General features: G+C 41.5%; 29 protein-coding genes. 25 read left to right on the top strand and 4 right to left on the bottom strand.

The window, feature by feature from the left end; genetic code table 11:
- Nucleotides 1-27 precede the first annotated feature (27 nt).
- On the top strand, nt 28-999 hold the full coding sequence (holA, locus tag BMX69_RS23875; protein WP_100043718.1) for a DNA polymerase III subunit delta: 972 nt from the start codon (nt 28-30) through the stop codon (nt 997-999).
- Between the two features lie 55 nt (nt 1,000-1,054).
- On the top strand, nt 1,055-2,260 hold the full coding sequence (locus BMX69_RS23880; RefSeq protein WP_100041182.1) for an AI-2E family transporter: 1,206 nt from the start codon (nt 1,055-1,057) through the stop codon (nt 2,258-2,260).
- 157 nt (nt 2,261-2,417) lie between these two features.
- On the opposite strand, the gene BMX69_RS23885 is transcribed toward BMX69_RS23880, so the two are convergent.
- Genes BMX69_RS23885 through BMX69_RS23895 form a run of 3 tightly spaced genes read right to left on the bottom strand, consistent with a single transcriptional unit; the run spans nt 2,418 to nt 3,618 of the window.
- The gene (locus BMX69_RS23885; protein WP_054791520.1) at nt 2,418-2,600 is read right to left on the bottom strand and encodes a DUF6774 domain-containing protein; all 183 of its coding nucleotides are present in this window, start codon (nt 2,598-2,600) and stop codon (nt 2,418-2,420) included.
- A 57-nt stretch (nt 2,601-2,657) separates the two neighbouring features.
- Complete coding sequence (locus tag BMX69_RS23890) at nt 2,658-3,143, bottom strand: ImmA/IrrE family metallo-endopeptidase (RefSeq protein WP_330387553.1); 486 nt, start codon at nt 3,141-3,143, stop codon at nt 2,658-2,660.
- Nucleotides 3,136-3,618 carry a helix-turn-helix domain-containing protein gene (locus BMX69_RS23895; RefSeq protein WP_100041183.1) on the bottom strand — a complete coding sequence of 161 codons (483 nt, stop codon included), beginning with the start codon at nt 3,616-3,618 and terminating at the stop codon, nt 3,136-3,138. Before BMX69_RS23895 ends, BMX69_RS23890 begins: the two co-directional genes overlap by 8 nt.
- 337 nt (nt 3,619-3,955) lie before the next feature.
- Between BMX69_RS23895 and BMX69_RS24990 the strand changes: the two genes are divergently transcribed.
- The 17 genes from BMX69_RS24990 to BMX69_RS23970 all read left to right on the top strand — a co-directional run bounded on the left by BMX69_RS24990 (nt 3,956) and on the right by BMX69_RS23970 (nt 16,620).
- A complete protein-coding gene (locus tag BMX69_RS24990) occupies nt 3,956-4,078 on the top strand; it encodes a hypothetical protein (protein WP_278280702.1) in 123 nt (40 codons plus the stop codon).
- Complete coding sequence (locus BMX69_RS23900; protein ID WP_092240300.1) at nt 4,071-4,484, top strand: phage tail terminator family protein; 414 nt, start codon at nt 4,071-4,073, stop codon at nt 4,482-4,484. Before BMX69_RS24990 ends, BMX69_RS23900 begins: the two co-directional genes overlap by 8 nt.
- A gap of 13 nt (nt 4,485-4,497) precedes the next feature.
- Entirely contained in the window at nt 4,498-4,695 is a 198-nt protein-coding gene (locus BMX69_RS23905; RefSeq protein ID WP_242941328.1) for a hypothetical protein, read from the top strand.
- A complete protein-coding gene (locus BMX69_RS23910; RefSeq protein WP_100043719.1) occupies nt 4,689-5,987 on the top strand; it encodes a phage tail sheath family protein in 1,299 nt (432 codons plus the stop codon). Before BMX69_RS23905 ends, BMX69_RS23910 begins: the two co-directional genes overlap by 7 nt.
- Before the next feature lie 16 nt (nt 5,988-6,003).
- Nucleotides 6,004-6,477: a phage tail tube protein gene (locus BMX69_RS23915; protein ID WP_054791516.1), complete on the top strand. Its 474-nt coding sequence runs from the start codon at nt 6,004-6,006 to the stop codon at nt 6,475-6,477.
- Nucleotides 6,478-6,499: 22 nt separating this feature from the next.
- Nucleotides 6,500-6,928: a phage tail assembly chaperone gene (locus BMX69_RS23920; protein ID WP_100043720.1), complete on the top strand. Its 429-nt coding sequence runs from the start codon at nt 6,500-6,502 to the stop codon at nt 6,926-6,928.
- 14 nt (nt 6,929-6,942) lie between these two features.
- The gene (locus BMX69_RS24560) at nt 6,943-7,110 is read left to right on the top strand and encodes a hypothetical protein (RefSeq protein WP_166433157.1); all 168 of its coding nucleotides are present in this window, start codon (nt 6,943-6,945) and stop codon (nt 7,108-7,110) included.
- A gap of 59 nt (nt 7,111-7,169) precedes the next feature.
- On the top strand, nt 7,170-9,632 hold the full coding sequence (locus BMX69_RS23925; protein ID WP_054791515.1) for a phage tail tape measure protein: 2,463 nt from the start codon (nt 7,170-7,172) through the stop codon (nt 9,630-9,632).
- On the top strand, nt 9,632-10,300 hold the full coding sequence (locus BMX69_RS23930; protein WP_100041186.1) for a LysM peptidoglycan-binding domain-containing protein: 669 nt from the start codon (nt 9,632-9,634) through the stop codon (nt 10,298-10,300). The genes BMX69_RS23925 and BMX69_RS23930 overlap by 1 nt, the downstream gene beginning before the upstream one ends.
- 10 nt (nt 10,301-10,310) lie before the next feature.
- Complete coding sequence (locus BMX69_RS23935; RefSeq protein ID WP_100041187.1) at nt 10,311-11,267, top strand: XkdQ/YqbQ family protein; 957 nt, start codon at nt 10,311-10,313, stop codon at nt 11,265-11,267.
- Nucleotides 11,260-11,574 (top strand): DUF2577 domain-containing protein, encoded by a 315-nt coding sequence (locus tag BMX69_RS23940; protein ID WP_100041188.1) that lies wholly within the window; start codon nt 11,260-11,262, stop codon nt 11,572-11,574. Before BMX69_RS23935 ends, BMX69_RS23940 begins: the two co-directional genes overlap by 8 nt.
- Before the next feature lie 29 nt (nt 11,575-11,603).
- On the top strand, nt 11,604-12,005 hold the full coding sequence (locus BMX69_RS23945) for a DUF2634 domain-containing protein (RefSeq protein WP_054791514.1): 402 nt from the start codon (nt 11,604-11,606) through the stop codon (nt 12,003-12,005).
- Complete coding sequence (locus BMX69_RS23950) at nt 12,005-13,084, top strand: baseplate J/gp47 family protein (RefSeq protein ID WP_054791513.1); 1,080 nt, start codon at nt 12,005-12,007, stop codon at nt 13,082-13,084. Before BMX69_RS23945 ends, BMX69_RS23950 begins: the two co-directional genes overlap by 1 nt.
- Nucleotides 13,068-13,622 (top strand): putative phage tail protein, encoded by a 555-nt coding sequence (locus BMX69_RS23955; RefSeq protein ID WP_157724374.1) that lies wholly within the window; start codon nt 13,068-13,070, stop codon nt 13,620-13,622. The genes BMX69_RS23950 and BMX69_RS23955 overlap by 17 nt, the downstream gene beginning before the upstream one ends.
- Nucleotides 13,612-14,520 (top strand): hypothetical protein, encoded by a 909-nt coding sequence (locus BMX69_RS23960; RefSeq protein ID WP_100043721.1) that lies wholly within the window; start codon nt 13,612-13,614, stop codon nt 14,518-14,520. Before BMX69_RS23955 ends, BMX69_RS23960 begins: the two co-directional genes overlap by 11 nt.
- 451 nt (nt 14,521-14,971) lie before the next feature.
- Nucleotides 14,972-15,991 (top strand): tyrosine-type recombinase/integrase, encoded by a 1,020-nt coding sequence (locus BMX69_RS23965; protein ID WP_100041191.1) that lies wholly within the window; start codon nt 14,972-14,974, stop codon nt 15,989-15,991.
- Between the two features lie 164 nt (nt 15,992-16,155).
- Entirely contained in the window at nt 16,156-16,620 is a 465-nt protein-coding gene (locus BMX69_RS23970; protein WP_100043722.1) for a hypothetical protein, read from the top strand.
- A gap of 4 nt (nt 16,621-16,624) precedes the next feature.
- Here the strand turns inward: BMX69_RS23970 and BMX69_RS23975 are convergent, their stop codons facing one another.
- Nucleotides 16,625-17,035, bottom strand: a complete 411-nt coding sequence (locus tag BMX69_RS23975; protein WP_157724448.1) for a hypothetical protein — start codon at nt 17,033-17,035, stop codon at nt 16,625-16,627.
- Between the two features lie 202 nt (nt 17,036-17,237).
- On the opposite strand from BMX69_RS23975, the gene BMX69_RS23980 reads away from it, so the two are divergent.
- The 6 genes from BMX69_RS23980 to BMX69_RS24285 all read left to right on the top strand — a co-directional run.
- On the top strand, nt 17,238-17,657 hold the full coding sequence (locus BMX69_RS23980; protein ID WP_100041192.1) for a phage holin family protein: 420 nt from the start codon (nt 17,238-17,240) through the stop codon (nt 17,655-17,657).
- Between the two features lie 91 nt (nt 17,658-17,748).
- Nucleotides 17,749-17,904, top strand: coding sequence for a hypothetical protein (locus BMX69_RS24280; protein WP_157724375.1), 156 nt, complete (start codon nt 17,749-17,751; stop codon nt 17,902-17,904).
- 1 nt (nt 17,905) lies between these two features.
- A complete protein-coding gene (locus tag BMX69_RS23985) occupies nt 17,906-18,691 on the top strand; it encodes a peptidoglycan recognition protein family protein (protein WP_100043723.1) in 786 nt (261 codons plus the stop codon).
- A gap of 160 nt (nt 18,692-18,851) precedes the next feature.
- Complete coding sequence (locus tag BMX69_RS23990) at nt 18,852-19,154, top strand: hypothetical protein (RefSeq protein WP_157724449.1); 303 nt, start codon at nt 18,852-18,854, stop codon at nt 19,152-19,154.
- A 17-nt stretch (nt 19,155-19,171) separates the two neighbouring features.
- On the top strand, nt 19,172-19,597 hold the full coding sequence (locus tag BMX69_RS23995; RefSeq protein WP_157724450.1) for a CPBP family intramembrane glutamic endopeptidase: 426 nt from the start codon (nt 19,172-19,174) through the stop codon (nt 19,595-19,597).
- A 253-nt stretch (nt 19,598-19,850) separates the two neighbouring features.
- Nucleotides 19,851-20,083 (top strand): LacI family DNA-binding transcriptional regulator (locus BMX69_RS24285; protein ID WP_157724453.1); only part of this gene is annotated, 233 nt, incomplete at its 3' end.

The following is a 20,083-nucleotide window of genomic DNA, read 5'->3' on the forward strand; positions in this document are numbered from 1 at the left end:
AAAGTCATGCCAAAGAGGGAGGAAACCATGCAGACGCTGACTCAGGATATAAAAAATCACAGCTTCAAGCCGGTCTATCTTCTATATGGAGAAGAAGCCTTTTTGAGGAACAGCTATAAAAATCAAATGAAGGCAGCCATTACGGCAGGCGATACCATGAACTTTAATCAGTTTGAGGGAAAAGGGATTGATGTGCGGGAAGTCATCAGCCTTGCAGATACCATGCCTTTTTTCGCAGAAAAACGTCTGATCCTGGTAGAGAACAGCGGGTTTTTTAAATCGGCTTCCGATGAAATCGTATCTTATCTGTCCCAGATGCCGGATACCACCTGCCTGATCTTTGTGGAATCAGAGATAGATAAGCGAAGCAAACTGTTTAAAAAAGTAAAGGAACTGGGATATGCGGCTGAAATGGAACGTCAGGATACGGCCCAGCTTGCCAGATGGGCGGGGACTCTGCTTTCCAGGGAAGGAAAGAAGATCACGGGACGTACCATGGAATTGTTTCTTCACATGGCCGGAGATGATATGGAAAATATCCGTATGGAACTGGAGAAGCTCATAAGCTATACTCTGGGAAGAGAGGTTATAACGGATGAGGATGTGGAAATCATCTGCACAGTCCGGACAACCAATAAAATTTTTGAAATGGTGGCGGCGATTGTGAACAGGGAAACAAAAAAGGCCATGGACCTTTATGAGGACCTGCTCACCTTAAAGGAACCACCCATGAGGATCCTGTTTCTGATTGCCAGACAGTTTAATCAGATTCTGCAGGCAAAGGAGCTGATGGGGAAGGGAATGGATAAGGGCGGCATTGCTTCAAAGCTTAAGATCCCTCCTTTTGCAGCAGGAAAGATCATGCCACAGGCAAGGACTTTTTCCAAAGATCAGATTTTGTCTTATGTAAACTTGTGTGTGGAAACAGAAGAAGCAGTTAAGACCGGGAGGTTAAATGACCGAATGGCGGTGGAATTGCTGCTGACACAAAAATATTAGGGTTTAACGATTAAACCGGTAAAACTTGGTTATTTTATTTGGAAAGGAGGTCAGGATGGAAGAATTGTTGAAAAAAAAGCAGATAAGGGTATTTTTATCAAGGCTGCTGCTTGCTATGCTGGTTATTATATTTTATAAAATTGTTATGAATGTTTCAGATGTGATGGTTTGGCTTAAATCATCTACAAAAGTACTTATTCCCTTCTTTTATGGATTTGTCATAGCATATCTGCTGAATATCCCATGTTCTGCGCTTGAACGACGCTTAAACAGGCTTAAATCCAGTCCGTTTCAAAAGAGGTCCAGGGGGATCAGTGTTTTTATTATTTATGCTTTATTTATCTCTGTTGTTGTTCTGGTTATTAACAAGGGAATTCCCCTGCTTCAGAGAAGCATTTTGGATTTTATAACAAATTTCAATACTTATTATAGTAACGCCATAACGGCTATTGAACAACTGCCGTTAGAAAAGTTTGGCTTATCGGATAAGCTGGGAGAGATTTTGCCGCCCCAGACTGCCTGGAAAAATGTGTTGGAAGGAATTGGCCTGAAAGAAGTAATGGGCTCACTAAATGCTGTCTTGGGAGTTACTTCCCATATTTTTAGCGGATTTATTACAATTGTATCTTCCGTGTATTTCCTTCTGGAAACTCATAATGTTAAATTTCAGATGAAGCGGCTCATGGATTTGTTTCTTCAAGAAAAAACCAGAAATGCAGCTTTAAGGTACGGAACCATTATCAATGACAGTTTTAAAAAGTTTATTGTCTGCCAGCTTTTAGATTCCCTGATTTTATGTACGATTACCACCATTGAATTTACCATACTTGGTTCCAGGTATTCGCTGGCGCTTGGGGTCATGCTGGGGATCTGCAATATTATCCCTTACTTTGGCTCAATTTTTGGCTCCATAGGCGTTGTGATTATTATTGCGTGTACGAGCGGAATCAATACAGGGGCGATTGCCGGTCTGGTTTTACTTGTTACTCAGCAGATTGATGGAAATGTGATACAGCCAAAGCTTATGGGAACCTCATTTTCCTTAAGCCCGGCTTTGATTGTTATAGGAATCACTGTGGGTGGTGCAATTGCAGGGATATGGGGGATGGTTCTGGCAGTACCCGTGGTTCATATATTAAAGATTATTGCCGGGGATGTCATTGCAGCCAGGGAGAAAAAGGTTCGGGAAGCTTATGCAGAGCCGGTCCCAGTCAATGCGGACCCTTTCCCGGATGATGTCTCTTCCGGCCATAAGAAGTAGATTTACCTAAGTGAGCAGGTTCTTAAGAACCTGCTTTTCTGTTTATGGCATAAGATAGAGTGCTGCTTCCATAGATGATTGTTCGTCTATGGAAATAGCACTCCTTTCTTTATGGACCGGGTATTACGGAATCCCCCTTTTATCTCAGCAAATTTCATCAGCTGGTGTTTTTTTCTTCATCGTTATTACAACAGAGATCCTGATAGGCTGAAATGGTACTCAGTGTATCACCAAGCTGTGAAAATATGGAACTTATCAAAGCGATTTCATCAGCAGACCGTCCCTCGGCGATACGGCAGGCCATGGTAGATATAAGAATTACAAGTTCACAGGGTTGCATAAATATATCACCTCTGGATAGTATATGTGCCAGAGGGGCGGCAAGACAGAAAATATCTTACACTATTTTATAGATGTTAAAAGGTTCAAATAGTATCAGATAATTATCTTTTTGCAGTCCTTTTCCGTATATTGTCTGATAGCAGTGAATGGCATCAAGCAAAAACTCTTCCGTTACATCCAGATGTTCCGCAATTTCGTACCCATTCCGGCATCCGGCTTCTTTTGCCGCCACCAGCTTATCAAGGGTTATCATTTTATTGTAAGCCCAAAGCCTTGCAGTACGCTCCTGCTTCTGGTTGGACACATCGGACTGGTCCAGAATATCGCCGGTGGTGGTATGGTAATGTCCCAGCTCTTCCGCCAGAACGCAAGCCTTCTGACAATCTGTCATATCCTGGCGGATCAATATCTGGGTGCCTTTAATCCTGCCGTCATTGGCTATCAGCGGCCGTTCCTTTATGATGATTCCATGGGAATCCGCTTCTTCTAATAAAGATTCATAGTTCAAATAAATCACCTCAATGAGTTGTCTTTTATTCATCAAAAAAGGCATCATCGTGCTTCTTCATTTCTTCTGTCACCTCAATGTCGGTCCGTTCATGGGCTGCAACCGGTTCCAGGTAGGTTCTGCTGTCAGTATTAAAAATATTAACCGGGCTTTGGCTTTTTACGTATTCGGGGATATGAACCATTTCTCTGACACGTTTTAGGGCTTCTTTCTGCCCTTTCTCATTTAAACGGTGAAAATTCTCAATCATTTCTCCGGCATATTCCCCGAAACGTCCGCTGATATAGTCAAAAGCGGAAGCAGTATCGCTTTCCCAACCCATGAGATAGGCTGGGGTTGTCCTCAAAGCATTGGCAATTGCTATGATCTTTGACTGGGGAAGCCCTCTTCCGTCTACCTCGATTTTATTAATGGAAGAACGGGATTTATAGCCGGCCTTTAACGCCAATTCTTCCTGCGAGATCCCAAGCTCTTCCCGTCTCCTTTTAATAATCTGTCCTATTTCCACAGGATCACCTCCATAACGGTATTATATCACGGTGTAGAAAGATATTCAACAAAATTGCAAAATGTTGTTGACAAATATAGGACATGGGAGTATGATAACAAATGTAGACAATATGACTACAAAAGAAAAGAAAGAAAGTATGAAAGATACAGTTCAGCTTATTGATGAAATTAAATAGCCCGAACTGGAAAAGGGGCAGTTGCAGCAAAACTGAATCTTTCAAACGATTAAAAAGCTGTACAGGTTATTGAGGATTGCATAATTGCGGAAAAAGAGTATTTTTTTTACCAATCATGTAGACTAAATGACTACAATGGACTGAGAAAAGGAGAATCCTATGAAAGTGAAAGAACAAGGGAAGGTAAGAAGTCCGACAAAAAAGGAACGAATCCGGTTTAGGGAAAGGCAGGTGCCGGAAGGAAAGGCTGGAGGCATAGGAAAGGGGGGATTATATGTATAACGAAATCATGGATGGAGTTATCAAACGGTTGGAAGAGTTTTTTCCGGAAGCCAGGATCGATACAAGCCCTTTTGGGGAAGGGATTTCTGAACCTTATTTTGAAGTCGGACTTTTAGAGACGTTTGAAAAGCCAGTGAACGGGCAGCGTTATTTCCGCAGCATAAGCATGTATGTAACGTATAACTGCCAGAATTCAGTACAGCCCTCAAGGGACAGGAATCTTGTTCTGGATGTTCTTATGGATAAACTGGAATACATTACTCTGGAAAACGGCTCTTTGATAAGAGGCAGCAGCAGAAAGGGTAAAAGCGAAGGGGAGGCCCTAAACTTCCTGGTGGATTATCAGGTCTACATTTTAAAAAACGGGGAGTCGGAAGAATTCATGGAAGATATTAAATTAAAATGAAAGAGGTGTTATCGTGGCAAAAAAGAACGTAAAAGAAACGGACGGGACCAGCGTAATACGTTATACAAAGGATCAGCTGATCAGTTCAGAAAAGTATCGTAATCAGAGGGACTTAATAAGTGCTTTGTTTGATGATAGGAAAGTATATTCTGTAACAGAAGCAGAAGAAATCATAAATCAATTTATGAAAGGAAAGGTGAAAGTATGTTAGGTGGAGGAAATTTTACAATTCAAAACAAAGTATTTCCTGGTGCATATATCAATTTTGTAAGTACTGCTTCGGCAGGCGCATCCATGGGAAACAGGGGGGTGGCAGCAATCCCTATGGTTCTTGAATGGGGACCGGAGAAAGAGATATTTGAGGTTACATCAGAGGATTTCCAGAAAAGGTGTAAAGAAATTTTTGGCTATGCAATGGACGATGCGGCTATGCTTCCGGTCAGAGAGCTTTTCCGAAATATGACGAAGGGAATTTTTTACCGCTTGAATACAGGGACACATGGGGCAAACGAATATGGCACGGCAAAATACTCTGGTAACAGAGGAAATAATCTGATGACCATTATTGCGAAAAATGTTGATAATAATTCAAAATTTGATGTGAAGACCCTGTTTGCAGGAAGAGAAGTTGATCGCCAGACAGTTGCAGAGGCAAAAGAGCTGATGGATAACAGTTACGTCATATTTAAAAAGGATGCCGAACTGGCAGAAACGGCAGGACTTCCCTTTACAGGAGGTGCCAATGGTGCTGATGTGACAGGAGAGGATTATGCAGAATTCCTGGATAAGATGGAGAGTGCTTCCTTCCAGATTCTTTGCTGTCCTTCTGCTGACGGTAAGGTAAAAGCTTTGTTTACAGCATTTACAAAACGTATGAGGGATGAAGCTGGTGTGAAGTTCCAGACTGTATTACACCAGTATTCCAAGGCTGATTACGAGGGTGTCATCTCCGTTGAGAATGAAGCGAAAGAATCAGCTACAGGCCTTGTTTATTGGGTTGCTGGCGCAGAAGCCGCATGCCCTGTCAACAAGACCATTGAAAATAAAGTTTATGACGGGGAGTATACCGTTAAGGCTTCCCATACCCAGGCTCAGCTTGCTGATGCAATAAGGGCAGGTAAACTTATGCTTCACAGTGTAGGAAGTGAAATCAGGATTCTGACTGACAGTAATACTTTGGTTACTTATACAGAGGAAAAAGGGGAAGATTTCTCTAACAACCAGACAGTCCGCGTTCTGGACCAGATTGGAAATGACGTTGCTTCTCTTTTCCATACACGTTACCTGGGTAAGATTTCAAATGACGATGCAGGACGGGTAAGTCTTTGGAATGACATTGTTACATATGGAAAACAGCTGGCGGTATTAAGGGCGATTGAAGCTGTAAATTCGGAAGAGGTTACTGTGGAAAAGGGACTGGGCAAGCGGTCCGTTGTGGTGAATTTCCCGGTGAAACCGATTAATTCCATGAGCATCTTATACATGACAGTAATTGTATCATAAGAAAGGGGTAATGAACATGAATAATATTACAATGGACGCATGGGACGCTATCAGCGCCACAAAAGCAGAGTGCTATATCACAATCGGAAACGAACGTTATAATTTTATGCAGGCTTTAAACCTGGAGGCTAAGATTGAAAAGGTAAAATCAGAGATCCCGATTCTGGGACGAGCCATGAAGGGGAATAAGACCGTGGGAATGAAAGGAAGCGGATCAGCTACTTTCCATTACAATACAAGCATTTTCCGGGATATTTTATACAAGTTCCAGCAGACCGGAAATGATATCTATTTTGATATCCAGGTGACCAATGAGGACCCTGCTTCCAGGGTAGGCCGTCAGACTGTGATTTTAAAGGATTGCAACTTAAATGGAGGAATTATCACCAAATTTGATGCAACAGGAGAATACTTAGAAGATGAGTTTGAATTCACATTTGAAAGCTGGGAGATGCCTGAAAGATTCAGCAATCTTGCGGGAATGCAGTAAAAGAAGAAAGGAATAAAAGGATATGGGAGATTTAAGTTGTTTTTTAAGCCAGAATGCAGTTAAGGCGGAGCATGAAAAGTTCGTTGCTTCCAAACGTTTTTTAGGTCCGGGAAAAAAACCTGTGGAATGGGAGATTAAAGCCATTACCTCTAAAGAAGATGAATCCCTAAGAAAAGAGAGCACGAAAAGGGTTCAGGTAACAGGAAAAAAGGGACAGTATACCCAGGAGACGGATTATAACCTTTATCTTGGGAAGCTGGCAGCTGAATGTACGGTTTACCCTAACCTAAATGATAAGGAATTACAGGATTCCTATCATGTTATGGGGGCAGACGGACTTTTAAAGGCCATGCTGACTGCAGGCGAATACGCAGGTTATCTGGAACGAATTCAGCAAGTGAATGGTTTTGATATTACACTGGAAGAGCAGGTTGAAGAGGCAAAAAACTGATAGAAGGGGGTGATATGGAAGCAAATATTGCTTACTATTGCCTCCACAAGCTCCACAAATGGCCTCATGAGTTTCTAAGCCTGGACAGGTATGAACGGGCGTTTGTTATGGCAGCGGTACAGCTTAAGCTGGAAAATGACAAGAAAGAGGCACAAAAGACGAAGAGTGCCAGAAAAAGATAGAAGAATGGAAGAGCATCTTTTAGGGTGTTCTTCCAAAAAAAAGAAAGGAGGGAAAGCGTTTGGCAACAATACAAAATTCAATACAGCTTCAGGATGGAGCCTCCTCCGTATTAATGAAGATCAATCAGTCAATCAATATTACAAGCCAGTCTTTTCGAAAATTCCAGATGGCGACAGGTGGTTTTATAGGCTTGCCAGGGATGTCGGCATCCATAACAGATATTCAGAGTATGGGAATTCAATTTGAACAGGTCACTGAAGTAATCGTACAGGCCAAGGAAAAGCAGGAAGAGTTAAATAAAACCATTGATGATGGTAAGAGCAAACTCCAGGATATGAAGAAACTCTGGGATAAAGCATTATCTGGTTTAGGTAAGATGGGAATCAACACCAGTCCTATGGATATATTTAACCAGGCAAATGATATAAAAGCAGCCGGAAATCTCATACAGTCTAGGACCGGAATGCAGGGGCAGGATCTGGATATGGCAAAGCAAAGTGCTAAAAATCTATATGTGGATAACATAAGCGGCAGTCCTGAAGATGCAGCAAAGAGTTTATCTTCGGTACATCAGATGACTGGTCAGACAGGTGATAGCCTGGAGCAGCTTACAAGAGCAGGATTGCTCCTTAAAGACACCTTTGGTTACGGCCTGGCAGACAGTATCCGCACTGCAGGAGTGCTGCAGGAGCGGTTTGGGGCTACCGGTGCCCAGTCATTAGACTTAATCGTACAGGCAACCCAGGCTGGACTTGATAAAAATGGAAAACTGCTTGATTCGATCAATGAATACTCTTCTCAGTTTAAAAACTTGGGCTTTGAAGGGGCAGAAATGTTTAACATGCTGATTAATGGAGCGCAGAATGGAGAGGTTTCAGTCAGTACTTTAGGTGAGGCTGTAAAGGAATTTTCATTAAGGGCTGTTGGCGGAGGAAAGGACGCTCAGGAAGGTTTTTCAGCTTTGGGGCTTAATGCTGGCAGGATGACCGAGGCATTCGGAAGTGGTGGTGAAACGGCAAAGCAGGCATTCCAGCAGACCATCGCCGCTTTAAGCAGTATGGAAGATCCCGTCAGTAGGAATATAGCAGGAATGAAACTGTTTGGCAGTGCCTGGAGAGAGCTTGGCAGTGAAGGAATCATGGCATTGTCTAACTTGGATGGGTCCGTAGAACTGTCAACGGAACACCTTGAAGAATTAAATAACATAAAATACAACGATGCAGCCAGCGCACTGAGCTCTTTGGCAAAGACGGTAAATATGGGACTTGCCGGTCCCATAGGCAGTACAGTTGACAATATAACCAAAGCGATCAACAGCTTCACAAACGGGCTTAAAGGAAATGTTGGTGAAATCAGCGGGATTTTTGGTGCCATTGGATTTGTAGCAGGAGTTGTGGGGAGAGCTTTTGCAGAAATATGGCCTGTGATTGAGCCTGTTCTATGGGGAATTATTGCGGCTTTGATTGTTTACAATGCGACCATGAAGGAAGGGTGGATTGAGATAATAAAGAATGCGGCTGCTTTGGTGTGGGAGACAACTTGCAATTGGGCTGCAGCAGCAGCTGCTTTTGCATCAAAATTAGCTCACGAAGGGTTAAATGCAGCATTAGCTACCTGCCCTATTAATTTTATAATTATGGCAATTATCATATTAATAGCGCTTTTTTATGCAGGTGTAGCTGCTGTTAATAAATTTGCCGGAACCTCTTACAGTGCAACCGGGATAATATGCGGTGCTTTCGCGGTAGCCGCTGCATTTATAGCCAATATACTAATGGGGATCCTGGAAATTGGTTTAGGAGTCATTGAATATTATTATAATGGCTGGGTAGCTTTTGCAAACTTTTTCGGAAATCTGTTTCATGATCCGGTAGCTTCGGTGATACACTTATTTGCAGATTTAGGCGATAGAGTTCTTGGTGTTATACAAAAAATAGCACAGGGCCTGGATTTTATATTTGGTACACATATGGCAGATACTGTGAAAGGCTGGCGGGATAATTTATCGAATCTTGCCGATGAGCTTGCTGATAAATATGGAAATGGAACATATGAAGTCAAAGCTGAAAAACTGGATATAGATCAAGTGTTAGCTGGTCTCAACTGGTCTCCGGAGCGATTGAATTATAGTGATAACTATCATAAGTGGTATGAGTCTGGAAAAGGTATTGAAGATAACGCAAAGGGAGGCTTTGATAAGATAAAAGGTTTCTTCGGAGGACGGTCCTCACAATCAGACTTGCCCGGAACAACTGACAGTATTGCCCAGAGTACCGGAGATACTGCCATGAATACAGCAGCCATGGCAGACTCAATGGATATCATGGATGAGGAATTAAAATATATGCGAGATGCTGCAGAACAGGAAATCATCAACCGGTTCACTCTTGCGGAACTGAAGTTAGATGTAAATAACAACAATACCATAAAGAATGTGGCTGATATTGATGAAATGTACCGCAGACTCGGGGATGCTACCAGCGAAATTCTTGCTTCAGCTGCGGAAGGAGTGAATATATAATGGCATATGAAGTTTACATTGACGATATGCTTCTTCCGCTGCCACCGGAAAAAATACCCGTAAAGTATAACGGACAGAATAAGACGGTGAACCTGATTAACGGCGAAGAAATTAATCTGGTCAAACCATTTGGTCTTGCGGAAATAAGCATTGATGTGATTATTCCCCAGATGGATTATCCCAGTGCAATTTGGGATGGAAGCATTAACGGGTCAGAGGATTTTCTGGAAAAGCTCCAGGAGTTAAGGGAGGGCCAAAACCCCTTTGAATTTACCGTTATCCGGCAAGGGATGGGGGGGAACAGTCTTTTTGATACCAGTATGGATGTAATTCTGGAAGATTATAAGGTTACAGATGATGTAAGTGAAGGACTCGACCTTATCGTTTCCCTCACAATGAAGGAATATAAAAATTATGGAACTAAAATTATGAATTTTACTATTGTTGAAGAGAAGCAGGAAATAGAGTCTGTGCAGCAGGAAGAGGAACGTCATGGAGAGCCGGCGCAGGTAAAGAATTACACAGTCGCAAAGGGAGACTGTCTATGGTCCATAGCAAAAAAACAGCTTGGCAATGGGAACCGGTGGCAGGAAATCCATAATCTAAACCGGGACAAGATAACAAATCCAAATGTTATTTATCCAGGGCAGGTTCTCACCATGCCATAGGAGGTAGGAAATGGAAGCACATTTATATATCCAGAACGGTCAGACCGTATATGAGCCGGTGGTGAAAGGGGCTATTACCTGGGAAACACAGCGAAGAGGGCAGCCTGGAAAGTGCTCTTTCACCCTAATCCCAGACAGGTGCCTCCAGATTGAGGAGGGCAATGCCCTCCGTCTGGATGTGGATAAAAAACCTGTTTTCTTCGGATTTATTTTTGAGCGTAACTGGAGCAGCAACGGAGAGGTGAAGGTTACCGCTTATGATCAGCTTAGGTATCTGAAAAATAAAGATACCTATAATTACACGGATTTAACTGCCGGAGAAGTGATCCAGATGATAGCCAATGATTATCACTTGGAAACGGGAGAATTACAGGATACGGGTGATAGAATATCCAGAAAAGAAAAGGATAAAACGTTGTTTGATATTATCTTAAACAACTTGGATCTTGCAATGATACATACGAAAAATCTGTTTACCTTTTATGACGATGCAGGAAAGCTCACCCTAAAAAATATGGAGAACATGAAGCTTGACATTATGATTGATGACAAGACAGCTCAGGATTATGACTATAAGGTAAGCATTGACAGTAATACTTACAATCAGATCAAGCTGTATTGCGATAATAATGATACAAAACAAAGAGAAATCTATATGACTAAACACACCGAAAATATCAACAAGTGGGGGATTCTGCAGAAAGACGAGTCCATCGATCAAGGGGTAGACGGCCAGGCGATTGCAGAAACATATTTGACTTTATACAACCGCCCCTCCCGGATCCTGTCCATCAAAGACGCCTTTGGAGATATCCGGGTACGTGCAGGTTGTCTGATTCCGGTATTTCTGGATATAAAGGATATGGGAGTAAAAAACTATCTGGTGATCGAGTCTGCAGCCCATAAGATTGATGAGGGGGTGCATACCATGGATTTAACATTGAGAGGGGCGAAAATCAGTGGCTGATGTAGAGTGGATTGAAAATATTAAACGGATTGTAATTCAGGCTATTGAAGCTGGAGATCCATGTGATGTAATTCCAGGAACTGTAATAAAGGAAAATCCAATGGAAATACAAATTGACCAAAAAACAATCCTGTCCAATTTACAGGTTATTTTGCCGAAGCAATTCACTGATCATGCGGAGGTGATGAATATTCCGGGAATGGGAGAGGTGTCTGTAACCATAAAAAATGGATTAAAAGCAGGTCAAAGGATTCTTCTGCTTCAGAAGAGAGGCGGACAACAGTATGTAGTGATAGGTATGTGGTAATAGGTTCATGAAAGAAAGGAGGTGTTGCCATGATTCCGGTGGCAGGTAATATTTTAGAGCAGGATTTTAAGGTTGTTCATATGCCGTCAAAGACTTTTCGACTGGATATGGAAAAGAAGCGTGTGATTGGAATGGCAGATGGTCTGGAGGCGGTAAGGCAAGCGGTTTTCTGTATTCTTAATACAGAGCGGTTTGATTGGCTGATATACAGTTGGAATTACGGCATGGAGCTTAAAGGTTTATTCGGAAAGTCGGCAGGGCTGGTAAAAGCAAAGATCAAAAAGAGAATTAAAGAAGCATTACAGCAGGATGACAGGATTCAAAGCGTTGACACGTTTTCCTTTGAAAGCAATGGGAGGATACTCCATGTAAAGTTTACAGTTCATACCATTTTGGGTGAATTTGAGGTAGAGAAGGAGGTGGATATATAATGTATGAAAATATGACGTATGAAGTTATTTTGAAACGAATGTTGGATCGGGTTCCCAAGGGATTGGATAAAAGGGAGGGATCTCTGATTTATACGGCGCTAACTGCAGCGGCGGCAGAAATGCAGATCATGTACATAGAATTTGATACAATTTTAAACGAAACCTTTGCAGATACTGCATCCAGAGAAAATTTAATTCGTAGAGCAGGAGAGCGGGGATTGCAGCCAAAAGAAGCAACCAGAGCTGTTTTAAAAGCGGTAGCGACCCCTGATACAGCCGCGATTTCAATTGGTGACCGTTTCCGTCTGGGGCTTAACTATTATGTGATTTCGGGCAGCATGGGCGGAGGAATCTATCAGATTACATGCGAAGCTGCCGGAACTAATGGGAATCACCAGTTTGGCCGATTGATTCCGTTATTGAATATTCCGGGACTGACAGCTATGGAAATGACAGAACTGCTAATTCCTGGAGAAGACGATGAGGAGACGGAGGTGTTCCGAAAAGTTTATTTTGATTCTTTTCATGAGAAACCTTTTAGCGGAAACCGAAAGGACTACAAGGATAAAACCAATGGCATTCCGGGAGTTGGAGCAACGAAAATAACCAGGGCATGGAATGGTGGTTCTACTGTTAAATTAACAATACTGGATTCTAACTTTAACAAGGCTTCCGATCTTTTAGTACAAACTGTTCAGGAAACAATTGATCCTGAGCAAAGTGGAGGCGGAGATGGTCTTGCACCGATTGATCATATTGTAACCGTGGATACTGCCAAGGAAGTGAAGATACAGATTAACAGTACTCTGGAATTTGATAACAACTATCCTTATAAGGTTTTACTGGAACAGATAGAGAGTGCGGTTGATGCTTATTTGGGAGAACTAAGAGCTTCATGGGAAGGTCTTGGAGATCATGGGTGTATTGTAAGAATCTCACAACTGGAATCAAGAATTTTGGGAATCCAGGGTATTTATGATATCAGCAGCACACGTATAAATGGAGCAGCAGAGAATCTGGAATTAAATAAGTACCAGATTCCAATATATGGGGGGATTGAAATTGATTCGAGAAGTTGATTTACTGTCCTATATTCCTGACTTTATTAAGGAATATGAAGAAATGAGAGCCGTACAGGAGCTGATCCAACCGGAGATACAGAGGTTGGAGGATGAAACAGAGGTTGTGTTTAACAATCAGTTCATTTCAAGCTCCGACAGTAAAAGTATTAAACGTTACGAAAAAATGCTGCTTATCCAGTCTTTGCCTGATGATACGCTGACTGACAGACGCTTTATGGTGTTATCAAAATGGAATCGAATGATTCCATATACAAAGGTAACGTTAAGGCAAAAACTCTCTATATTATGCGGGGAGGATGGTTTTACGTTGAAAATTGATCCGAAAAAGGTTATTACTGTTAGGGTGGCATTAAAGAGTAAACGGAATTTTTATGAAGTGAAGGAAATGCTGGAGGAATTTGTACCTTGCAATATGGTCATAGACTTGGACCTGCTTTATAATCAACACAGTTTGCTCTGTGAATTTACTCATAAACAATTAGCAGCCTGGAGTCACAGGCAGATAAGAAATGAGGTGCTTATCAATGGGAAATGAAACAAAAAATTATAAGTTTCCGAAGCCTAGTGAAGATGATTTTTATGATATTTCAGAATACAATAAGGCTATGGATATATTAGATGAAACGCTGACGGGAATGAGTGATCGGAAGCTTGATCGTAATGGAAATGCTTCCAATGTAGTTACTGAGTTCAGCCAGGAAATTTTACGTAATAACATTGTATCAGGAGAAAAATTATCAGTCTCCCATGGAAAAATACAAAAGTGGTTTTCGGAGATGAAAAATATAGCATTTTCCGGACTGGCATCGGATGCCACTCAGGATGCGGCTCACCGTTTTGTGACGGATACAGAGAAAAGCAATTGGAATGCTAAGGTTTCGGCTTCCGGGGGCGATATTTCTGGGACAAAGATAGGTTCGCTTGAAACTATAACATCTGAATTTCCGGTTCCTTCTGAAGGGGAGACATCAAAGATGTTTCTGGGGAAGGTGAAAAAGTTTATTCAAGATTTTAATAATTTTAAAACGGGGATAATTACTGTTGGGAAGTTGGTCAATAACGGGCAGACTACGGCAGCAGGGTATGCTTTGGATGCAAGGTATGGGAAGACGTTGTATGATATGTATACTCAATTAAATGCTGATATGAGTTATTATCGTCGTATCAGGTATGGCGTAAAATTTATTGTTGATTCTGGCGGTAGAGACTGGATAAGAATACCGCTTGCCGACCTAGGGTTTCCAAACGATACATTAACGGATTACCCCTGCGTGGTAGCACTTCCGCAAATTAACATCAATGATACCGTAAATACTAATAGAGATGTCCAAATATTATGCTCAAAACCGAATACAGACCGCAGATCTATAGAGCTATTACTTAACAGGGCATTTTCAGGCGGAGTACTATTCTCTGTCTGGTATATTGCTTAAATGATCATTTTCCAATACGAATTCCCACAATATTTTGTATAGTAGCAGTATTATAACTATACTCATGGGTCCCATTCTGGTATATTCTGGTTTTGCTTATAACGTTGGTATAAAATGTGGTTGCCACAACCGCATTGGAAAAAACTATCTCGAAGCGATAAAGGTCAGTGTAATTTGGTTGTACGTTTACAGCAAATCCTATTAACGCATTTTGTGTTTCACTGAACCAGTTTTTCAGGCAGATCGTCGGATTCCAGTCGATTAAGACTTGAAACAAATGATACCCGTAAAAGGACTTAGTTGTTTCATATGTCCGGTTATATTGTGCCGTACCACTAAAAAGATTCTCCCTTACAATCCCCGTATTATTTAAATCAGCATATTATTGAGCTGGTGGTAGACCAAATCGGCCATTCCTTTTAAAATAGACATCAAAGGAGGGCTTATACAAATGATAGAACAGATACTGGAGAAAGTGATCAATGCCATGATGCCACACCTAGATGGCGGGCAGATGGAGCAGCTGCACAATGCATTGTATATCAATTTTCATGGCGTTGAGGTTAAGGAAGAATGTTACGAGGTGACAGAAACGGGCATTGATGGTGACGCCATGAAAGTGAAAATGTTTGTGGCCAGCAAGAAAGCAGTTAACCGGCAGGATAATACCTTAAAGCAGTATACAACGGAAATCTGTAAGATGCTGGATTTTTTAGGAAAGAGGATTGAGGACATTACAGCCATGGATTTGCGTTATTATTACGGGGTCATGAGGGAGCAACACGGCATCAAAATGACCACCATGCAGACAAGGCTGCATTATTTATCTAGCTTCTGGGATTTCCTTACCACAGAAGAGCTTGTGACCAGTAACCCGGTTAAGCGTGTCGGAATCCTGAAGCTAGCCAAGACCATTAAAAAACCGTTTTCCCAGGAAGAAATGGAAGCACTTAGGATTAATTGTACGGAACTGAGGGATCGTGCAATTATGGAGTTTTTATACAGTACAGGTGTCAGGGTATCAGAGTTGGCGTCACTGAATGTTTGTGATATTGAAATGGGGAGGCAGGAGTTGATTGTATTTGGTAAGGGAAGTAAGGAAAGAAAGGTTTATCTGACGGATAATGCCAAGTTTTACTTGAAGCGTTACCTTAAAGAGCGTATGAAGGAGGAGGAAATAACCGAAGAAGAATTGGAAAATAAGCCTTTATTTACTACATTGGATCAGCCACACGCTCGCCTGACAGTTGCCGGAGTTCAGTATATGCTTCGGGAGCTTGGACGACGTGCGGGTGTGAAGAAGGTTCATCCGCATCGGTTCCGTAGAACTATAGCAACAGATTTGTTAAATAAAGGGATGCCGGTGGAGCAAGTGTCAAAGCTTCTGGGGCATGAAAAACTAGATACTACAATGATTTACTGTACGGTTCAGGAAGAAAATGTCAAGGAATCACACCGAAAGTTTGCATAAATAGCTGATATGGATTGATTTTAAGTGGTCGGAAACGGGTGCTTTATTAAGTTTACCATTTTTTAGCACAAAAGTTGGGAATGCGCAATATGGAGTCGTGAGAGGTGACTAAGTAAAATGCTGATTTATCATACAAAGTTATATCTTCCGGAGATATACTTACATTGGATCGCGGTTTTTATTATGCCTATCCTAGTTGCAATAATTTACCGCCAGATACAGGCGAGGCATTCTGGCTATCAGTTAACAAAGTTGACAATAATAATAAAATCATCGATGCTGTTCCGGCTGGAGCGGGTTATAAGTATTATTACAAGGCAAAGAAAAGCGAAGGTGTATGGCAGGGCTGGAATAAATATCCAGAAAGTACTAAATTACTCGGATACCTCGAAAGACAATATGTGTTTGAGGCTAGCGCTGCCAATACAGAACAACTAATTGCTTGGTGGGCTGGAGAACCGGAACTTAAAGGAAAAACTTTAGTAAACGTATACGCTTCGATTGTTGAAGGTTGGACTAATACTATCTTTACATACTCTCCGCCCTATTTACATGGCGAAAACATTGGAATGCGCTTTAGTGTAGCCCAGAAATATACCATTGTATTAAAATATCAGTACCTCCAATAATCATTTAAACTGCAATGGTAGAAATCCGTTTCCACTGAGACGGAACACCGTCCCACGCCAAGTATCTACAATAAACATTACTAGATGCAAAAATTACCTGAAATCCGTGAGTTGCGCCTGAAACTAATATTGTACAATCTGGTAGAGAAGAAATCCCTGGTGGTCCATTTAATATTGGAACGGCACCTCTAAATCGATGAAATCCTGTCTGGGTTGTTGAATTTAAGTCAACTGTACCATTAGTCGGATCATACATATAGGTAACGGCTATATCGCTCAAATAATATTTATTTGCATTAGACATGAAATACAGGATTCCATCTCCGTCTGACCCTATTCCAGTGTCATTTCCGATTTCAGAAAACATGAAGCCGCCCCCATTACCTGCTGAGGCTATAAAAGTATTTTTCTGCAAAGTGGAACTACCTAAATCAGCATATTATTAAGTGATCTCTAGAATTCCTAAAATTAAACATCTCTTTATACAAGGAAACAATCAAATTTAATTAATAAAGATGATCTCGAATACAATTCAATATAAAAAACATCTAGTTTTAAAAATAGTACAACGATAAAATTCAATAACAAAATAATTATTAAAAATGAGGTGAGAAAAAATGAAGCACACACTATGTGTCTTGATCGGAATCATTGGCAATATCATCACAACCCTTTTTGGTGGCTGGGACACTGCGATCGGTACCCTGATCTTATTCATGACCATCGATTTTTCCTCCGGCCTAGCTGTAGCCGGAATATTCCACAACAGCCAGAAGACAAAAACAGGTACTCTTGAATCAAAAGCAGGCTGGAAAGGCCTATGCAGAAAATGCATGACCATACTATTTGTATTAATCGCCCACCGACTAGACTTATCCCTAGGAACCTCCTACATACGAGATACGGTCATCATCGGTTTTATGGCAAACGAGCTCATATCTATAGTAGAAAATGCAGGCCTTATGGGCCTTCCTCTTCCAGCGGCTATTGTTAAAGCCATAGATATTTTAAACAAAAAATCACAAACATCACAATAAATATGAAAAGCCATCAAAAGCCCATCTTTAATCCCGGTACATTCCCTCCCAATAAATCATATAATAATAACAGAAAGGACAAGGTGATTTAATGGTTAAAAGCGAAGCAACAGAAACTATGCCAAACATAGAGCTTTTGGGAATACAGGAAAATCTAAAGAATTCCGATTACACGGAGATTGAACGTTTCCGGGAATCCTTTGATGCAGATGAGATGGGCTTTGTGGGTCTAAGGGAAGGAATCTAATATGGAAGTTCAAAAACTATTGACACCATACAACTATAGCAACGGTCAGATTGACCGGATAAAATATATTGTAATACACTATGTAGGAGCTCTCGGAGGAGCAGAAGCAAACTGTAAATATTACGCCTCCCAATACATTGGAGCCAGTGCTCATTATTTTGTCGGTTTCAGCGGAGAAATATGGCAATCCGTTGAGGACAAAGATATTGCATGGCATTGCGGCGCAAAAACATATACCCATCTGGAATGCCGCAACAGCAACAGCCTGGGAATAGAGTTTTGTGTCAGGAACAATGGAAGTCAGACAGATACAAGCAGAGACTGGTATTTTGAAGATGCAACAGTAGAGGCTGCCGCCCAATTAACAAAAGAACTAATGAAACAGTACAATGTCCCGGCGGATCATGTAATCCGCCATTATGATGTAACGGGAAAAATCTGTCCCAACCCTTATGTATACAATCACACTCAACATACCTGGGATAGCTTTAAAGCAGCACTTGCAGAAGAGCAGCATAAATCCGGTTGGATTGAAGAAGAGGGTGGATGGAGATTCTACTTAGGGAATACCGGAAATTATGTTACGAACGATTGGTATAAGGACGGAGAAAACTGGTACTGGTTCGACGGTGCCGGATTTATGGTAAAAGATACATGGAAAACCGGGTCAGATGGCAAATGGTATTATTTAAATAACAACGGTTCAATGGCAAGAGCCAGTGGATCAACTGGAAAGAAGAGCTGTACCGGGTTACGGAAGACGGAAGCCTGTTTGAAGGAAAAATGAATCTGAGCACTGATGAAAAAGGTGCCCTGCATATAGTCTGAAAAAAGACGGGAGCCCGGCAATCCGGCCCCGTCTAAAATTATGGAAGCCATCGAAAGATGCTGGAAAATATTCATACACTATGCTAAAATTGCCTGTATAGCAGATCATTGTGTATCCCATGGAGTTTATCAGAAGAAGATCCAATGAATCAGAGGCAGTGGAATTTTTCGGCATTCTACTGTTGGGGGTCTCCATCATGCTTTTCCGGTATTCATGGACAGAAGTCGGTTTTTCTCCTGAAAATGTACTCCGAACTATTTTATTAGGAGCATTTCTTGGCGCCGTTGTTTTTACTGCAGGCTATGGTATTGAAATACTGATTCAATCGTTAACAGGCAATTTTTCAGGACTTAAGTTTTACGTAACCAGCTATTCCGTTTTAGGCAACCGGGGTATGCAAAACACATTCTTTTTATCATGATCTGTTTAGCAGGAAACATGATCAATGTGATAATGGAAGAGGGAGTTTTCCGGGGATTGTTTGTCCGGCTGGCAGAAGAAAAGCAATCTTTTCCTGCCGCATGTATCCTGTCTTCCGTTCTCTTTGGAGTTTGGCATATCATGCAGCCCTTAAGAAATGTAATAGACGGTAATCAGTCCATGGCAGGTGCATTTATGGCTGGCCTGATTCTGGTGGTCACCAGTACTCTGCTTGGAATTCAGTACTGCATGCTTTACAAGCTCACAGGATCCCTGTGGGCAGGAATGGCGGCTCATTTTGTGAATAATACCACGGCCAATCTGCTGCATGTGGTTACGGCTTCCGGTGTGGATGAACTGCTGACTGTCCGCATTACCATTGCACAAACCCTTTCATTTCTTATAGTACTTTTCTTTTGTATCTCTCGAAACAGAAAGAAATAGCTCCCATCCGTGTGGAAGAAATGAGAACAATCTTCTCAAATAAACGTCTGGAGGGAAAAGTGCATAAAAACAACGATGATAATTCGGCATTTATAACAAACAATATAAAATATATTGACACAGGCCTTAGAAAATGTTATTTTGTAATCATCAAAAACGTTTTCGTAAATAGGTATTTCGTGCAACACTTCTAAAAAGAAGTGTTAAAAAAAACCAAAGACCAAAAACGTTTTTGGAATAAACGAGGTGTAGAATGGCAAAATCAATTTATGACGTGGCACAGGAAACGGGATTATCAGTAAGTACGGTATCAAGAGCATTAAACGGATACAGCGATGTATCGGCCAAAACCAGGGCGCGCGTGGTGGAGGCGGCGGAAAGACTTGGGTACGTTCCCAATACCAGTGCCAAAAATCTGTCTTCAAAGAACAAAAAGAATGTGGCTTTGCTCATCTGCGGACTTTTGGAAGAGGCCCAGTCTAACGA

The sequence above is a fragment of the Lacrimispora sphenoides JCM 1415 genome, assembly GCF_900105615.1.
Classification (GTDB): Bacteria; Bacillota; Clostridia; order Lachnospirales; family Lachnospiraceae; genus Lacrimispora; species Lacrimispora sphenoides.

Excerpts from the sequence above, each read along its gene's own strand:
- holA (WP_100043718.1), top strand. The coding sequence starts at position 28 with ATGCAGACGCTGACTCAGGATATAAAAAATCACAGCTTCAAGCCGGTC.
- BMX69_RS23880 (WP_100041182.1), top strand. The coding sequence starts at position 1,055 with ATGGAAGAATTGTTGAAAAAAAAGCAGATAAGGGTATTTTTATCAAGG.
- BMX69_RS23885 (WP_054791520.1), bottom strand. The coding sequence starts at position 2,600 with ATGCAACCCTGTGAACTTGTAATTCTTATATCTACCATGGCCTGCCGT.
- BMX69_RS23890 (WP_330387553.1), bottom strand. The coding sequence starts at position 3,143 with ATGAATAAAAGACAACTCATTGAGGTGATTTATTTGAACTATGAATCT.
- BMX69_RS24990 (WP_278280702.1), top strand. The coding sequence starts at position 3,956 with ATGAAAGTGAAAGAACAAGGGAAGGTAAGAAGTCCGACAAAAAAGGAA.
- BMX69_RS23900 (WP_092240300.1), top strand. The coding sequence starts at position 4,071 with ATGTATAACGAAATCATGGATGGAGTTATCAAACGGTTGGAAGAGTTT.
- BMX69_RS23910 (WP_100043719.1), top strand. The coding sequence starts at position 4,689 with ATGTTAGGTGGAGGAAATTTTACAATTCAAAACAAAGTATTTCCTGGT.
- BMX69_RS23915 (WP_054791516.1), top strand. The coding sequence starts at position 6,004 with ATGAATAATATTACAATGGACGCATGGGACGCTATCAGCGCCACAAAA.
- BMX69_RS23920 (WP_100043720.1), top strand. The coding sequence starts at position 6,500 with ATGGGAGATTTAAGTTGTTTTTTAAGCCAGAATGCAGTTAAGGCGGAG.
- BMX69_RS24560 (WP_166433157.1), top strand. The coding sequence starts at position 6,943 with ATGGAAGCAAATATTGCTTACTATTGCCTCCACAAGCTCCACAAATGG.
- BMX69_RS23930 (WP_100041186.1), top strand. The coding sequence starts at position 9,632 with ATGGCATATGAAGTTTACATTGACGATATGCTTCTTCCGCTGCCACCG.
- BMX69_RS23935 (WP_100041187.1), top strand. The coding sequence starts at position 10,311 with ATGGAAGCACATTTATATATCCAGAACGGTCAGACCGTATATGAGCCG.
- BMX69_RS23945 (WP_054791514.1), top strand. The coding sequence starts at position 11,604 with ATGATTCCGGTGGCAGGTAATATTTTAGAGCAGGATTTTAAGGTTGTT.
- BMX69_RS23950 (WP_054791513.1), top strand. The coding sequence starts at position 12,005 with ATGTATGAAAATATGACGTATGAAGTTATTTTGAAACGAATGTTGGAT.
- BMX69_RS23960 (WP_100043721.1), top strand. The coding sequence starts at position 13,612 with ATGGGAAATGAAACAAAAAATTATAAGTTTCCGAAGCCTAGTGAAGAT.
- BMX69_RS23965 (WP_100041191.1), top strand. The coding sequence starts at position 14,972 with ATGATAGAACAGATACTGGAGAAAGTGATCAATGCCATGATGCCACAC.
- BMX69_RS23980 (WP_100041192.1), top strand. The coding sequence starts at position 17,238 with ATGAAGCACACACTATGTGTCTTGATCGGAATCATTGGCAATATCATC.
- BMX69_RS24280 (WP_157724375.1), top strand. The coding sequence starts at position 17,749 with ATGGTTAAAAGCGAAGCAACAGAAACTATGCCAAACATAGAGCTTTTG.
- BMX69_RS23985 (WP_100043723.1), top strand. The coding sequence starts at position 17,906 with ATGGAAGTTCAAAAACTATTGACACCATACAACTATAGCAACGGTCAG.
- BMX69_RS23990 (WP_157724449.1), top strand. The coding sequence starts at position 18,852 with ATGGAGTTTATCAGAAGAAGATCCAATGAATCAGAGGCAGTGGAATTT.
- BMX69_RS23995 (WP_157724450.1), top strand. The coding sequence starts at position 19,172 with ATGATCAATGTGATAATGGAAGAGGGAGTTTTCCGGGGATTGTTTGTC.